Raw genomic sequence first — 16,953 nt, forward strand, 5'->3', positions numbered from 1 at the left:
AGGTGGAACAAATGAGCGAACAGAAGCTTGTCACATTAAACATTACCGGCATGACATGTGCTGCATGTTCCGCGCGCATTGAGAAAGTGCTGAATAAAATGGACGGGGTAGAGGCAACTGTCAATTTAGCGATGGAAAAAGCAACTATTCATTATAACCCTTCGAAACAAAATCTTTTAGACATCCAGCGGAAAATTGAACAGTTAGGTTACGGCGTCGAATCGGAAAAAGTAACATTGGATATTGAAGGCATGACGTGTGCCGCATGCAGCGCACGTATTGAAAAAGGGCTGAAAAGAACGGAAGGCGTTGTAAATGCGACTGTCAATTTAGCGACAAACAGCGCTGTTGTGGAATATAGGGAAGGCGTTGTTTCGGTTGAAGATCTTTTAGAGAAAATAAAAAAGCTTGGTTATAAAGGACAAGTTCGGGACGAGACTACCCATCAATCGGATCGAAAAAAAGAACAATTGCATCATAAAAGAAGAAAGCTTATTGTTTCTATTTTATTATCGCTTCCTTTATTGTATACAATGATCGCCCATTTACCGTTTGAAACGGGGCTTGCGGTGCCGGATCTGTTTATGAATCCGTGGTTTCAGCTGTTGCTGGCAACACCTGTTCAATTTTATATCGGCGGCTCATTTTACACAGGAGCTTACCGGGCTTTAAGAAACAAAAGCGCAAACATGGACGTGCTCGTGGCGCTCGGCACATCAGCAGCCTACTTTTATAGTTTGTACGAAGCGATCAAATCAATCGGCCGTTCCGATCATATGCCGCATCTATATTTTGAAACGAGCGCAATCTTGATCACCCTAGTGCTCGTTGGAAAATATTTTGAAGCGATTGCAAAAGGTAGAACGACAGAAGCTATTTCCAAGCTATTAAGCCTGCAAGCGAAGGACGCGCTGGTCATCCGCGACGGGAAGGAAGAATGGATCCCGCTGGAGCAAGTAAAAGTAGGGGATGAGATAATCGTAAAGCCCGGAGAAAAAATTCCAGTCGACGGAACGGTCATTTCTGGAATGTCTTCTGTCGATGAATCGATGATCACAGGTGAATCTATCCCGGTTGAGAAAAAAGTAGGGGATGCAGTAATTGGCTCCACAATCAATACAAACGGCCTTTTAACAATACGGGCAGAAAAGGTTGGGAAGGATACCGCTCTTGCCAACATCATTAAAATTGTTGAAGAAGCGCAAGGATCGAAAGCGCCAATACAGCGAATGGCCGATGTCATATCCGGTATATTCGTTCCTATTGTTGTAGGCGTTGCGATCGTGATGTTTGCTGTTTGGTATTTGTTCATAACGCCATATGATATGGCAAGAGCGTTAGAAGTAGCGATTTCTATTCTTGTCATCGCCTGTCCTTGTGCACTCGGATTGGCGACGCCGACATCGATCATGGTCGGATCAGGAAAAGGGGCAGAAAACGGGATTTTATTTAAAGGGGGAGAGCATCTAGAAGAAACACATAAAATCAATGCGGTCCTCCTTGACAAAACGGGAACGGTAACAAAAGGAAAACCGGAAGTGACCGATTGTATTGAATTAAAAACAGGCATGCTTTATTATGCCGCTTCTGCTGAGAGCGCTTCTGAACATCCGCTTGCCCAAGCAATTGTAGAATTCGGTAAAGCACGTTCCATCAACATACAAAAGCCGGAGCATTTTAAAGCCGTGACTGGACATGGCATCGAAGCCAAAGTAGATGGAAAACATATACTTGTTGGCACAAGAAAGCTGATGAAAGAACGGTCGATTGCAACTTCAGCCCATGAGGAGAAAATGGTGAAGCTTGAATCAGAAGGAAAAACAGCTATGCTAGTTGCAATTGATGGGGAGCTTTCCGGCATCATCGCTGTCGCTGATACTATTAAAGAAAGCTCAAAAAAAGCCATTCAAACATTGAAGGAAATGGGAATCAACATATTTATGGCAACGGGAGACAATAAAAGAACAGCGGAAACAGTAGCGAAGGAAGCGGGGATCGGGCAAGTATATGCTGAAGTGCTTCCGGAGGAAAAAGCGAAAATCGTGGAGGATCTACAAAAGCAAGGATATCGTGTAGCGATGGTTGGAGACGGAATGAATGACGCACCCGCTCTAGCAGTTGCCGACATCGGCATGGCGATCGGAACCGGGACAGATGTCGCCATCGAAACGGCTGACGTCACCTTGGTCGGAGGCGATTTAACACACATTCCAAAAGCGATTTCCTTGAGCCAAAAAACGATGAAAAACATTCGGCAAAACTTATTTTGGGCTCTTTTCTACAATTCAATCGGCATACCAGTTGCCGCCCTTGGCCTCTTGGAGCCTTGGATCGCCGGAGCAGCGATGGCACTCAGTTCAGTTTCCGTTGTCACAAACGCTCTGCGTTTAAAACGAATAAAATTGTAAAGTATTTGCAACGATTTAATCTGAATATCTTAAAATCATACTAAGGAGGAAATGAAAATGAATCTTACATTTCAAGTAGAAGGAATGTCTTGCAATCACTGCAAAATGGCTGTTACAAACGCTCTAAAAGAGCTGGACGGTGTCGAAAAGGTCGAAGTATCACTTGAAAAAGGAACTGTTGAGGTAGAATATGACGACAAAAAAGTAACAGTTGAAAAAATGAAAAACGCCATTGAAGATCAAGGCTACGATGTCAAGTAACCATCCTCTCCTAAAAGGGGATGGTTTTCCTTTTGCTAGTTCTATATGAAGAGCTTCAATGCCTCAAAAGGTTGAATAGAAGAGTCAGGCTATTACAACCTCTTTCCTTCTATAGATATAAATACTAACTATTTGTCGTTTGATGTCAGCATGCCCCTTTCCTTCTTCTATTATTAAATACTAACTGATAGCAAGTAAACTATTGATTGCTTGATCTGTCCAGCAAGCATATGATCTATCCGACTTTTAAAGTTTGCGAAATGATTGAACGAATCAACGAGAAAATTGGCTGTCAAGCAGGTATATTGAATATGTAATTTTGCATAATATTTGACAGAAGTTGGATTAATAATAGAGAGCTTAATTATGCTCGCAGACCGAAAAAATGTTTAAATTTTTAAGCGAACTCATGTTATAATTGTTTCAACACTTGTCATTTTGCGAGGCAGAATGCAAAACTCTGAACAATCTTTGGAGTGGCTTTCCCAAAAAGTTTTAAAAGGTTGGATATTCCCTATTTGATAAAACAGTCAAAAACAGGAATTCATAATCAGGAGCTTGTCAACAATAAATTATTAGAATATTCGGAAAATACACCGTGTATTTGACGAACTTTTGCACGATAAAACCTAATCATTGTCAGTTAACTCAAAGGAACAGCATTTGCTGTATACATAGTAAAGTAAAGAAGGAGGATTTTTATTGGAAACGATTCAAAAGATGTTTGAGCACTTGCATTGGGCGAACGAGCGTATATTAGACACTTTGCAAAAGATTGAAGGGGAAAATAATGGGGCGCTGCGCTTGTTTTCGCATATTCTTTTAACTGAAAAACTATGGTTTACAAGATTACAAGGATTGGACAGCTCACACATTGCGATTTGGGAGGATGTACATATAGATGCCTGTGCAGAACTTGCAAAACAAAATGAACAGAGCATTACATCGTTTTTGAAAAATTTGACGAATCGTGATTTAGACAACATTGTCACTTACAAAAACAGTAAAGGAATCGAGTTTCAAAATACATTAAGGGAAATTTTAACTCATGTCGCTTTGCACGGACATTACCATCGAGGACAGATCAACTTGAGACTGCGATCTGAACGGCATGAACCAGTGAACGTTGATTTTATCACATTTGTAAGATAAGCTCCAAGACAGTTTGCCAAAATTATGTTTATTGTTCATAAATGAAGCAAATAGGGGAGGAAATTAGGTATGGCAAATGTAGGTTCTATTATGACTTGGACGTTTTATGAAGAGACAGATGTTCCAAAAGAAGTGGAGGAAATTTTAATTGAAGGGGAAACTGCGGAAGCTGCGTATAAAACGGTTCGAGATGTTGCGGTCGTGACGAACAAAAGAATAATCATTGCCGATCGTCAAGGAATTACAGGTAAAAAAGTGGAAATCTACACCATTCCATTTAAATCGATTGTCATGTATTCTTCTGAAAATGGAGGAAAGATTGACCTTAATGCAGAACTCGAACTATGGACTAGGGCAGGGAAATTCAAATTATTATTAAATAAAAAAGTGAATATTCGGAAGCTTGATCGAATCATTGCAAGTCATATTCTGTAGTTGTACTCTTTAAATCAAAAGAATTTTTATATTTTACAAAAATAAATAAATATAACATTTACAATGCTGCACTAAGAGATTTTTGAATCAATAGGTGCAATAAAATGCAAAGATTGTTAAGAACATTTAAAATTGCTTCTATGAAATTTTTCATATAGAATGATTGTTTGAGAGCAATAGCACCTATAAAATTTCTTAAATCTCGGTGCTTTTTTTGTTTTTTCAATACTAGGATGACGCTTTAAATTCCGCTTTTTAAAAAAAGTATCCCGCTTATCTGCAAAGTTCTTTGGCATATTACTCCACCGTCTTCAAAAAACAGTTTTAATATTTTACTAAAAAAACTGTTCCGTTCTGTTCAAAATGGTTCCACAGAGTAAAAATAATTGTCTAACCTTCTTTATTTGTTTATGATGTAAGCAAATAAGATAAGGTGTGTGAAACATGGAAGCTTTGTTTAATTGGGAGTTAGTGATTTCATCTGTCGTCATGGCAATCATTGCTTCTTTTTTTTCTGTTCACATGATTCAGAACATACAGGTGTCTACTGAAAAGGATAAGTGGTTATACATAATGTTAGGAACGATATGGGTAGGGTTAGGAATTTGGTCGATGCAATTTTTTGACATGCTCGGTGATGATTTATATTTGATTGCAACGTATTACACCGTCTATACGTTATTATCTTTTTTGCTAGGGATCATTGCATCATTCGCTGTTTTTTCCATGAAAGATAAACAAATAAATGTTTCTAATGCAGCGGCGATTTCGATTGTAGTGGGTTTAAGTATTTTTGTAATATATTATATTGGTATAAAATCATTGAAAGGGAATGAATATGACGGATTTTATTCCGTTCTTTCTAACTTAATCGCTTTTGTTTTAGCGGGAGCAGTGATTGCCTTTTTCCATCACAATAAGCGATCTCAAAAGCTTCAAATGAAAGCGATCATAATACCTTCAATTGTTTTGGGATTGGGTATTTTCATTTTTCAATATACGGTAATGAATGAAATAAAAAAAGCTGGATTATTCATATATGAGCAGATTTATTCGGTTTCTACATTGCTGGCAAATCAACTCCTCCTTTCAATCATCTTGATTTTTATGATTTTTGCATTTGTTCAAAAAGAAAAAAACAAGCTAGAAAGAAAGTTTGAAACAACAAATCTATATTACGAGTCATTGATTTCGTATAATCCGTATATCGTTTTCATCATTAATATCGACGGAATGATTACGAATATAAATCCTAAAGGATTAGAAATCTTAAAAGCAAAAAAAGAACAAATGATTCATCAATCGATTTTTTCGTTTTTGCCTCAAGACGATGCCGAAAGGGTAAAACAGAAAATGAATCGTTTGTTGGAGCATAACGAAAATGAAATGGAAGTTTCGTTTAAAAATAGTAAAGGTGAATGGATTCCTTTACTTTTAACGTTTGTCCCTATGATCGTTGAAGGAAAAAATGAAGGTTTTTTCGTCATCGCCAAAGATATGAAAGAATTAAAACAATATCAAAAACGACTTCGAAAAATGCAGAAAGATTTAATGAATACATTAGAACGCCAGCAAGGAATGACATTTAAGTTCGTCAAAATAAACGATCAGTTTATCCATACGTTATGTGCAGGGGAATTGCTCTATAAACTTGGCTATTCTCCCCATGAGATTATTGGAAAGGATTTGCGGGATTTTTTGCCGAAAGAAGTCGCTGAAGGGCAGCTTCGAGCTTATCAGAAAGCCTGGAATGGCGAGATTGTCCATTTTGAGGGAAAGCTGAACGGATATGATTACTTGGCTGTGTTAAGTCCGGTTATAGAAAATGGAAAAGTTGTTGAAGTCATCGGTTCTTGTGTAGACATAACCGTCAGAAAAGAGCAGGAAATGAAATTAAATGAGTCGAATGCACTAAGACGGACGATTATTGACAATCTGCCAATCGGAATTGTTGTGATTGATCATGAAATGAAGATTATCGCCTTAAATAAGACGATATTGAAAATTTTTCAAATCAATGAGCCAATAAAACAGCTGATTGGGAAAAGCATCACAAATTATTTTCCAGCCGTTGGCCGAAAGGTCGAAGAGAACACAGGGGAAGTGTCAAAGATTTTCACGCCCTATAAGCATTTCTCTGATGAAGTGAACATCAAAAATAGTAAAATCTTGAAAAGAAGTTATTTTCCTTTTTATATGGATGGGAAACTGAAAGGCCATTTATGGACGTTTGAAGATATAACAGAACAAAAGAAGATGGAAAACAGCATTATTCAGGCGAAAGAAGAAGCCGTCAAAGCCAATATGGCGAAATCGGAATTTTTATCGAAAATGAGTCATGAATTAAGAACGCCGTTAAATGGAATCCTTGGTTTTTCTCATTTGTTGGAACTAGATAAAACGTTAACGGAGCAGCAGCAAGCATTTGTGGAAGAAATTTTAAAAGGAGGCCGCCATTTATTAAATTTGATTAATGAAATTTTAGATCTTTCCAGAATTGAAACAGGAAAAATAAAAATTTCAAATGACGAAGTACAAATTGATTCGGTCATATGTGAATGTATAGCATTGATGAAGCCTGCGGCAAACAAAAAAAGGATCAAAATCATCAAAAGCATTGATCAGTGTGTGGATCAAATGATCCACATTGACTCGTTAAGATTAAAACAAGTCATTTTAAATTTGTTAGATAACGCGATTAAATATAATGTTGAAGGTGGACAGATCCATATAACCTGTAAATGTCAAAACGGATTTCTAGTTATTCACATAATTGATACCGGAATCGGGATATGCGAAGAAGAATTGAAAAAAATATATGAACCTTTTTATCGTATTCAACATGTGCAAGTTGAAGGAACCGGTCTCGGACTTTCACTTGTAAAACAACTGATAGAGCTGATGAACGGGGAATTTGGGGTTGTTAGCAAAATAGGAGAAGGAAGTGACTTTTGGATTAAACTGCCTATGTTGAATCGAGAAACGAATCAGGCTGTTAAGAAAGATCTAGAACACAGGCAGCACCATTAATATATATATAAACTGTTTTCTATGTTTACGGAAAATGCCGCATGAGTTATGGGAAAAATGTTATTTTGTTCAAATAGGTTAAAAGAGTTCCGTTTAATGTTGGAATTTAATGACTGACCGTTCAGTTGCCTTGTTACAATGTGTTTTGCAATATTCAATATGCAAAAGTAAAAGGTTTGATGAAAATCAAAGCTTTTTTCATTCCAGTGATAATGAAAACCTTTTCTTAAGCAAAAGATACCATCTTGTGGAAATACAGGAAATGAGAATTATAAAAAACTTTATTAGACGAACACGTCAAACTTGCCGGCAATATCGGTAAAAGCAGAAGAATTTCATACTTGAACAGGAGGCTTGCTAATCACAGCAGCTTCTTTTTTTTCATAAATACAATTTCCTAGTTACAAAATCATGAATACAAGACAATGACGATTCTGAAGCTTTTCTTTCTGGATTCAAACTTCTGCTAAAAAAAATGAAATAATTTTAGTATGATTATTTAGTCATAGGTCTTTTTTGCTATTGTTTTTAGTTCAAAAGAACTATTCGGACAATATTTGTAAGTTTGAATAAAAAAGTCGTAAAATGTCGGATTTTTGACATATTCTGTCCTCTATCATTTTTCTTAAGTCAAAATACGTTCCTCTCATGCTGGAGGCTGGTTAGACAATAAGTTGGAATACAGTTACATTGAACATAGAACAAAAATATCATAAAACATGGCAAGGGAGGGAAAAGATGAGAAACAGTGCAGCCAATAAAATGGAATCAGTTTATCAACCGATTTGGGATTTAAATAATTGGAATGTATTTGGATATGAGGCATTTTTAACCTTTCCAGATGGCCAAATGGACATAGAAAAAATATATGAACTGGCACGGGGAAAAGGATGTCTTTATGAACTGAACATAAAGGCGATATTAAATGCGATTACGTGTTTTCCGATTGAACGTTTGGATGATTCATTAATATTCGTCAATCTTTTCCCTTCCACACTCATTCATCATCAATTCGAAAAATTTGTCGAGCGGTTATTGAAACAATATCCTCAAATACAAGAAAAAGTTGTATTTCAAATAAATCATACACCAAGTGAAAAGCATATATGGGACTTGCCAGATTTAAAAGATAAAATAAACATGTTAAAGAAAAACGGTTTTGATGTAGCATTATATGGCGTTGGAAATGGAACGGCTGTTTTACAACAAATTGTTGATTTTTCAGCAAGCTATATTAAACTTGATCGGCATTTTACTAAAGAATTATATCGTTCTAAAGAAAAACAGCACATTGTCTCGCTTTTAGTGCAATATGCAAAACAACAAATCACTATTATCTTGGAAGGAATCGAAAAGGAGATGGACTTAGCTAAGGCAAAATTGTTAAAAGTTCCTGTTGGCCAAGGAAATTTATTAGGAAAACCAGAAAAATCAGCCGTCCACACCATTGAAGATATTTTTCGATAAGCACTCCGACAGATGAATGAACATGTTTCTCCTGAATTTTATATGGAGAGGTAGATGGAAATGAATCAGTCAGTTTTAGCGAAAGGAAAAAACATACAGGAAGCGATCGAACTAGGTTTGAGTATTTTAGGAACTGATAAGGAGAAAGTTTCGATTGAAATCATCGAAAAAGGCGGCAAAGGATTTTGGAAAATTGGTTCTAAACAGGCGATCGTCAGACTAACAAAGCTGGATGATCAGGAAACATCTTCTAAGCAAAGCTCTATAAAACAGGATCCCTTAGAACAGATAATTGATTCGTTAGAAATCGAATCATTTGCAAGTTCTGAACCAATAAAAGAAAATTCATTAGAAGGTAAAGTGTGGATAAAAGATGGAAAATTATATTGCCAGCCAGCTTCAAATAAATACCCGACCGTTACTGTTGGAAAAGGAATAAAGTTGTATAAAAATGGTCAACTCATTACCGGAACAACCATCGTAACTGAAATGGATGAGTATAAAATTCAAACGGATGAAGTTGTAACGGAAGGTAAATGGGATATTATACTCGACTCTGACAAGCTGCATGTTTTACTGCAAATAGAACCAGGGTATCGAAAAACGTATAAAGTGAAAGATATCGAACCTAGTGAGCATATTGTATTAGAAGGAGAAGAAATTGTTGAAACGATTCCAGCAGTTGATTACAATCAAATTTTAAAAAAACTAGAAGAGCTGCGAGTTATTCATGGATTTAACCATAACGAGATTATTAAAGCAATTCATACGGACCGGCCAGGAAAATTTACAATTGCATCTGGCATGAAACCGAAAGAAGGGGAAAATGGAAAAATCGAGCTTCTCGTTGATTTAAATAAAGGAGCAAAAGTGAAAGAAAAAGAAGACGGAACCGTCGATTTTCGTGAAAAACAGGAGTTCCCTTCAGTTGAAAAAGGACAGGTCATTGCTATTGTACATCCTCCTGTCCCTGGAATACCTGGAATTACGGTTACGAACGAACCTTTACCACCTAAACCGACATATCCGCTTACGATTCAGCCGGGAAAGGGAATCGCTCTTATCGAGCAAGGTAAAAAAATTTTAGCTACAGAAACGGGGCGTCCTCTCATTGAACAAAGGGGATTAATCGTCAGAGTATCTATATTGCCAAAACTTGTACATTCTCATGATGTGAATTTATTATCAGGAAACATTCGTTTTAAGGGTGATCTGGACGTTCTTGGCAATGTGGAAGAGGGAATGGTTGTAGAGGCGGATGGAAATATTTTGATTCAAAAAAATGTATATGGAGCTACAATTTCATCGAAAAATGCCATTGCCGTTCATGGAAGCTTTATTAAAAGCACAATCTCAGCAGGAAAACAAAATATTTATTCATCCGAGCTCATTCGATTATTAACAAGCATTCAAGAACAAATGGATCAATTGATCAAATCCATTTATCAAGTCATTAAGCTCCCTGCATATAAAATGTCAGACTATTCATCAAAAGGATTACAGCCGTTAATAAAAATTTTGCTTGAAAAAAAGTTCAATAATTTGCTTACGCTTGTAAAGCAATATATTGCGACCTGCAATAATGGGAGTCATATTTTAGAGCTGGAATGGCTAACAATTAGCGAACAGTTAAGACTATGTTTCCTTTCACCTGCTGTAAATGAATACCATACGATCGAAAAAATCAATCAGCTCATGCAAAAAATAACTGAACTGTTAGAGCGGAAAAAAAATGAACAGGATGATCACTGTTTTGTCAAACTAAAGTATGCTCAAAATAGCACCATTTATTCCCGAGGGGACATTTTTATAACTGGACAAGGCTGTTTTAACAGCAAAGTGTATGCTGGTGGAACGATCGCCATAAAAAATGTCCTCAGAGGCGGGGAAATATTTTCCGAAAAAGAGGTCATGGTGAGAGAGAGCGGTTCGGAAAGCGGGGTTATGACAAAAATCAGCGTGCCAAGCAATGGAAAAATTATCATTGATCATGCCAATGAAGGGACAATCATCGAAATAGGAAAAATGAAGCATGTGTTTCATGAAGGGAAAAGAAACATAATAGCGAAATTAGATAAAAATGGAAATCTTGTATTTTAGCGACATAAAAACAGTTGACGTTTGAAAAAGGACGTGCCGTTTATAAAAAGATTTTTCAGCAAAACGAACAGGCATGATTTAGAAAGGAAGAATTTTTGTATGTTTTCTTATAGCCTCGATCAATTGAACGAAAAAGCATACGTCCGGTTTGTCGGAGATTTAGATATTGAAGTCGCGGAATTAATGGAAACAGAAATTATTCCGGCTCTGCAAACCTATACAAATATTGAGTTTGATTTTCAAGAAGTTCCTTTCGTTGATTCCACCGGGATTGGACTGCTATTAAATTTAATCGAGACAGTCAAAAAGAATGGGTTGGATGTTCAAGTGAAAATAAAAAACGTTCAACCTTTAGTGAAAGATGTATTTGATATGCTCCAATTAGATAAAATTTTAGGAGAAAATGTATTTGTATAGGTATTACGATAATGAAGTGGGATGAGTGCTATTTTAGAAGCAGAAAACAACATGTAGACGATGCAGTATTGGTAGAAATCAGCAAAACAGCCGATTTCTACCTTTTGATATGTAAAAAAATACTAATATTGGCATTTTATGTATTTTACAGATTGTTGAAGACTGAGTTGTGAGCCCGGGGAAAAATCAAATTTTTTCTATAATGTTTCTGTTAAAATAATTTTTATTTCAAATTGGCATCCCGGCGGTTTTATATCGGGAAAAGATTTGAATTGCAGAACGATCCTTGCAAGAAATCGACGCATTTCAACTTTTTCGCAGCTTGCAAGCATCTTTTCGGCGACAAAATTTGATTATAATGAAAAACTTATTTTATGAAAATATTTATGTGAAATTCATAAAGCAAAACGGCTTTTCAGCATTTTATGTACTTGGATAAACATCGAAGACGCTGTCTGCATCATGGAGACATCCAACAAGGAAAGATGCCGGTTTCATCCGCAATTCATGCTTTCCTTTTGAAAAGGAACATCATCATCCATGCAGAATACACAATAAACTCAAAAAGACGGCACGCAAACTAGAGCAACGAGGTGGAGATTTATGGAGAAATACAAACTGATTATTGCAGATGATGATCACCCTTCAAGACTGATTTTATCCCATTTTATTCAATTGTTCCCCCAATATGAAATCGTCTGTGAGGCAGCTGACGGAGAAGAATTAATTCAACGATTTATGAAGAAAATTCCTGATATTGTTTTAGTTGATGTCGATATGCCGAAAATTAACGGAATGGAAGCTATGAAAATATGTAAAGAAATCCATCCGTCCTTGCAAGTCATCTTTACAACTGGGTATGATGAATTTGCTGTTGAGGCATTTAATCTGTCTGCTACAGATTATATCGTAAAGCCAATTGAACGGACTCGATTATTTACGGCGCTTGAAAAGGCGAAAAAAGCGATTGAAATAGAGAAAAAATTATTAAACAAGCATCCATTTAAAGAGATTAAAAAGCTTTCGATTAAATCGAATCAAACCTTTCATTACATCTCATCAGACGACATTCTTTTTATTGAGAAGAACGGAAGAAAAACGGTGTTTCATACTGCAGAACATCAACACGAAACAAACGAATCCCTGCAAGAAATAGAAGGGAAATTGCCTTGTAATTTCTATAAAACTCATCGTTCCTATATTGTTAATTTGAAAAAGATCATAAAAATTGAACCACAAGGCGAAACGTATGCCGCCCATTTTTCTGGAAGCGATAAAGTTGCCTACATTTCGAAATTGAAAATACAAGAGGTGCACGGATTGTTAAGGGCATGATATTTGCAAGGGAGAAGTTTTAAAATGGATTTTTTCTTTTTTATATTGAAAAAGCTTTAAAAATTATTCGGGGATTTTTCATTCAATTCGTAAAATATGTCTGACCCGAGTTTTTAAAAGAAAGGTGTATCATACATGCCGATCTTGTTGAAAGAGAAAGGGTTCATGCTTATTGTCATCGGCTTTGGCCTGCCCATTATTCTAATACAATTATGGAGTTTAGAGAAAACACATATGCCATTTGCCATTTTAATAGCGATTCTTGCAGGGATATTAGAAATATTTCCTATCGAACTCCGCAATGGTAAGAAGCTTTCTTGTTCAAGCATTTTTAACATTGTGGTTCTTGTTCAAATGGGAATTCCGGAAGCTGTGATTGTTGTTTTCATCGCTTCTTTATTCTTATTTTACAATAGCAAATTAAGCTTTATTTCTTGGTTATTTCAGGCTAGTCAATGTGCGGTTGCTGTTTTTTTAGCAGGATTTGTATTTGAGTATTTTTTTGGCAAACTCGGCGTTTTTACATATATAACCTCCGTTTTCGCATTTGCATGCACAACGTTTATATATTTTTTCATCTTTTTTGCCATTACAATGAGCTATAAGAGTCTCGTTTTCTCTCAAAATTTTTCGGATGTTTTGAAAACAGAGATGAATGATACATTGCTAGCATTTGCTGTGACATTTATTTTAGGATTTCGGCTTGCTGCTATTGATTACGATCAACAGCCTTTTCCATTTTGGTTTGAAACGATCTTTGCCGTCGCTGTTTTTCTATTCGCTCGATCCATTGCTCAAGTACTAGTTCGTCATAGAAAAAACCATTTGACGACCTTAGAAAATATTACACAGTATATGGAACAAAAAGTTCATTTGCCGAAGGGGCATTCTAAAAGGGTAGGAGATTTAGCACGCCGCATCGCAGAAGAGTTAAAGTTAAGCCCCAAACATGTTGATGCTGTTCATTACGCTGCCTTGTTGCATGATATTGGAAAAATACAAATGGAGCATGAAATTTTTCAGAAGCGAGGGGCTCTTACGCTTGAAGAAGAAAAGCTTTATAAACAACATTCCGAGTTAGGGGCAAAGATGGTTTCAGCAATATCGGGAATCGAAAAAGCTGCCCAGTATGTCCGTTTTCATCACGAACAATGGGATGGAAAAGGCTATCCGGATGGAAAAAAAGGAGAAGAAATTCCATTGGGAGCCCGCATTATTGCTGCGGCAAATGAGTATGACAAATTGATGCATTCTTCTGGAATTATCAATCAAAAGAAAGCTTTTCTAAATTTAAAGAATACAAAACTTGATCCAAAATTAGTAGAAATTGTTTTAAAAATAGCTGATTTCAAAAAGGCAGGCAAAGATCATCATCCGGGATTGATTCAGGCTCAAAATCAGCAGCACTTTCACGATATAAAATATAAAGGCTCGAAGCTTCTGAAAGATTTTGCTGTTGTACAAGCTGTATTTTATCAAAATGGCAGCTTCTATCATATAAATGGCGAAAAAGTTCAGATTCCTTGTGAACAACAAATCAAAAGCCTGATTACGAATCATCCTATTCAAAATGGATATGCACATGAATTTATTGAAGATGTTCCAAGTCGGAAAATGTATAACGTTCATTGGATCTGTTTGGAAAAGAAAATATTATGTCTATTGTTTGATGTAAGTCATTTACGAGAATATGAGAGAAAACAAGAATTGAGGATACGTACAATTTACCGTGATTGTTTATACGCCGTCACACAAGGAAAATTGACTCTGATTGAACGGGAAGAATTAAAAAGCTTTAATCAAGGTGAGAAAATTGCAGAATTTCCTGTTTCTGAAAAAAATGATGTTGCGGCATGTAGAACATTTATTGACCAGTTGTTAAAAGATCGGCATATTTCAGAAAAGAAAAGATATAATGTGCTCTTATCTATTTCTGAAGCTGTAACAAATGTATTAAAGCATGCGGTTGAAGGAAAAATGAAAGTTTATTTGAACCATGATTGGTTAAAAGTGATTGTAGAAGATAAAGGAAATGGCATCAAATTAAGCGAACTGCCGAAATCCATATTGCTAGAAGGTTATTCCAGCAAACGGTCATTTGGGCACGGTTTCAGCATTATGTTAAAAATGATGGATAAAATTTCAATATATACAAGTACAGAAGGAACGACGATTGTTTTAGAAGTAGATTTAAAGGATCGACTCATAGAGAGAAGAAAAAACATTCCATTATGATAAAGATCATTTTGCATCAAGTACTTGATCCTTTCGTTCGGAGTGAATGCGGATGAATTTCTTAAAGAATAAAACGATCATTGGTCAAATTATTACGATGATTGCGCTTATTCCGATTATTATTTGTTCTATTTTCATCTTTATTTTTGTCAGGCAGATGGAGAAAGAATTTGATCATTTTCATAGAAATGATGTGTTACGAACAGCAAGCATTTTAAAAAGCGCGATAGAAATCAGCGAAAATTCCAAAAAAACGGTTGAACGTTTAATTGACGAAAAGCTGCACTTAATTTCAAAAGAGATTGCAAAAGAATTGCGCGGGAAAACGATCGAGGAAGTGACTCAGCAAGATTTAATTGCATTGCGCAATAAATATGATGTGTACAATATTTCTTTATTGGTAAGAAGAAATGATGATATAATCATTGCCCAATCTTCAGACCCCAATGAAATTGGTTTAAGCACAAAAGAGTGGGGGTATTGGTATGATGCTTTTCAACAACTGATGTCAGGTAAGCCTGTAACAGTAGGGAAAGGTTATTATCAAGAACATTATTGGGTTGGTCCGATCTCCAAATCAGACTGGGAAAACAAATATTTTAAATATGCCTATTATTATGATGGAACGACCGATTTTATGATCAATCCGTATATTCTCGATTCTGAAATTTATAAAGCAACAAAACATTCGGATCCTCAAGCTCTTATTCATTCAATTCAAAAATTTAAAGAAAGTGAAATCGAAGAAATTGCGGTTATAAATGCCAATGTACTGCTTCGGAGCGAAAATCGAGATATTATTGAACCGGAAAGAGATGCGCCGATATTATATGGGAAAAATTCATATAAGCATGAAAAAGATCATTTTTATATTCAAAAAGTTCTGAAAGAAAATCAAATGGAGTCAGTGAAACTGGGGGAAAACTATCGGAAATATTATCTGCCAATTCCAAATGACAGGGTTATTACGATTGTCACCGACTTAAGCGCTGGCACAAAGTTTTTTCATAATATCATTTTTTTGTTTGTCCTGTCATTTGTTGCTGCCTTTGTCATTATATTTTTCGTTTTGCAGGTCATTATGAAAAAATATTTAACACCGATCCCTACTATTCACCGTTATATTAATAAAATTGCAGCAGGCGATTTGACCGAAGAAATTCATGTCGATCAGAAAAATGAATTCGGTGATATTGCTGCCCATTTAAATGAAATGACTGACAGCATCAGCCAATTAATTGTCGATATTAAAAACGATTTTGAAACATTAAGGCTCGTTTCAAACGTTTTATCAGAGACAGTACACTCTTACTTTCATGTCATGGACGAAGTTTCAACAACCATGACGAAGGAATCGCGGGAAATTTTTCACGAAATAGAATTAGAAGTGAAAGAAATACGACAAAACTATGAAAATATCAATCAACAACTGGAAAAACTAAAAGAAGCGAATCATTTTGAATTCCATCATGTCTCTAATTTTATTATTCAATCAAGTCATCAACTCATAAGATTGAATGATTTGATGAAACAAAATGTCAAAAAAGTTACGGAAATGAATTTATCTTCTTTTGATGCGATACAGCAATTGAATGAAATTATTATTCAATTAGACAACCTTTCAAAGGATTTAGAAAATAAAATAAATAAATTTAAAGTTCAAGAATCATGAAACACATAAAGGTGAAAATGATTGCTCAGTTTTTCTGCTAAGGAGGGTATGTATGGGTCTTACGGTTCAAAAGGAAATTCAAGATCAAAGCCTCACATTATACATTAAAGGAGTTTTAGATATTTCAACGGCTCATGTGTTTCATGCTCATTTTAATGAAATCGGCAATTTTCAAGTATTGACGATTGATTTTAGCTATTTGGAATTCATTGATTCATCCGGAATTGGTGAAATCATCGATTTAATTTATTTATCTCAAGAAAAAAACATTAAATTAGTTTTTAAAGGTATGAATGATTTCACAAACCATTTATTTGAAACAGTTGGATTATACGAAATTTTAAAATCGATTCAAGGGGAGGTTGTTTGATGCAAAGAGACTTTTTAACGTATCAGCAATCTTCCTATACGATAGAAGATGTTAAGAGAAAGGAACAAATG

General features: G+C 35.6%; 12 protein-coding genes. All 12 read left to right on the plus strand.

Annotation, left to right across the window (positions count from 1 at the left end; all coding sequences use genetic code 11):
* Positions 1 to 11 precede the first annotated feature (11 nt).
* The 12 genes from NSQ71_RS08530 to NSQ71_RS08585 all read left to right on the plus strand — a co-directional run bounded on the left by NSQ71_RS08530 (position 12) and on the right by NSQ71_RS08585 (position 16,882).
* A complete protein-coding gene (locus tag NSQ71_RS08530) occupies positions 12 to 2,408 on the plus strand; it encodes a heavy metal translocating P-type ATPase (RefSeq protein ID WP_063389578.1) in 2,397 nt (798 codons plus the stop codon).
* A 57-nt stretch (positions 2,409 to 2,465) separates the two neighbouring features.
* Positions 2,466 to 2,669 (plus strand): copper chaperone CopZ, encoded by a 204-nt coding sequence (gene copZ / locus NSQ71_RS08535; RefSeq protein WP_066246633.1) that lies wholly within the window; start codon positions 2,466 to 2,468, stop codon positions 2,667 to 2,669.
* Positions 2,670 to 3,371: 702 nt separating this feature from the next.
* Entirely contained in the window at positions 3,372 to 3,821 is a 450-nt protein-coding gene (locus tag NSQ71_RS08540) for a DinB family protein (RefSeq protein WP_063389576.1), read from the plus strand.
* A 69-nt stretch (positions 3,822 to 3,890) separates the two neighbouring features.
* Positions 3,891 to 4,256, plus strand: coding sequence for a PH domain-containing protein (locus NSQ71_RS08545; RefSeq protein ID WP_063389575.1), 366 nt, complete (start codon positions 3,891 to 3,893; stop codon positions 4,254 to 4,256).
* A gap of 444 nt (positions 4,257 to 4,700) precedes the next feature.
* Entirely contained in the window at positions 4,701 to 7,286 is a 2,586-nt protein-coding gene (locus NSQ71_RS08550; RefSeq protein WP_340733676.1) for a PAS domain S-box protein, read from the plus strand.
* Positions 7,287 to 8,024: 738 nt separating this feature from the next.
* Positions 8,025 to 8,753, plus strand: coding sequence for an EAL domain-containing protein (locus NSQ71_RS08555; protein ID WP_066246638.1), 729 nt, complete (start codon positions 8,025 to 8,027; stop codon positions 8,751 to 8,753).
* A gap of 60 nt (positions 8,754 to 8,813) precedes the next feature.
* Entirely contained in the window at positions 8,814 to 10,853 is a 2,040-nt protein-coding gene (locus tag NSQ71_RS08560) for a flagellar assembly protein A (protein WP_340733677.1), read from the plus strand.
* A 99-nt stretch (positions 10,854 to 10,952) separates the two neighbouring features.
* Complete coding sequence (locus tag NSQ71_RS08565; RefSeq protein ID WP_063389572.1) at positions 10,953 to 11,270, plus strand: STAS domain-containing protein; 318 nt, start codon at positions 10,953 to 10,955, stop codon at positions 11,268 to 11,270.
* A 603-nt stretch (positions 11,271 to 11,873) separates the two neighbouring features.
* Positions 11,874 to 12,605 carry a LytR/AlgR family response regulator transcription factor gene (locus NSQ71_RS08570; RefSeq protein ID WP_063389570.1) on the plus strand — a complete coding sequence of 244 codons (732 nt, stop codon included), beginning with the start codon at positions 11,874 to 11,876 and terminating at the stop codon, positions 12,603 to 12,605.
* A 135-nt stretch (positions 12,606 to 12,740) separates the two neighbouring features.
* On the plus strand, positions 12,741 to 14,840 hold the full coding sequence (locus tag NSQ71_RS08575) for an HD domain-containing phosphohydrolase (protein ID WP_340733678.1): 2,100 nt from the start codon (positions 12,741 to 12,743) through the stop codon (positions 14,838 to 14,840).
* Positions 14,841 to 14,892: 52 nt separating this feature from the next.
* Positions 14,893 to 16,512 carry a methyl-accepting chemotaxis protein gene (locus NSQ71_RS08580; RefSeq protein WP_340733680.1) on the plus strand — a complete coding sequence of 540 codons (1,620 nt, stop codon included), beginning with the start codon at positions 14,893 to 14,895 and terminating at the stop codon, positions 16,510 to 16,512.
* Between the two features lie 52 nt (positions 16,513 to 16,564).
* Entirely contained in the window at positions 16,565 to 16,882 is a 318-nt protein-coding gene (locus NSQ71_RS08585; RefSeq protein WP_063389567.1) for an STAS domain-containing protein, read from the plus strand.
* Positions 16,883 to 16,953: the final 71 nt, after the last annotated feature.

Origin of the sequence: Aeribacillus sp. FSL M8-0235 (assembly GCF_038000355.1) — a bacterium.
Taxonomy (GTDB): domain Bacteria; phylum Bacillota; class Bacilli; order Bacillales; family Aeribacillaceae; genus Aeribacillus; species Aeribacillus composti.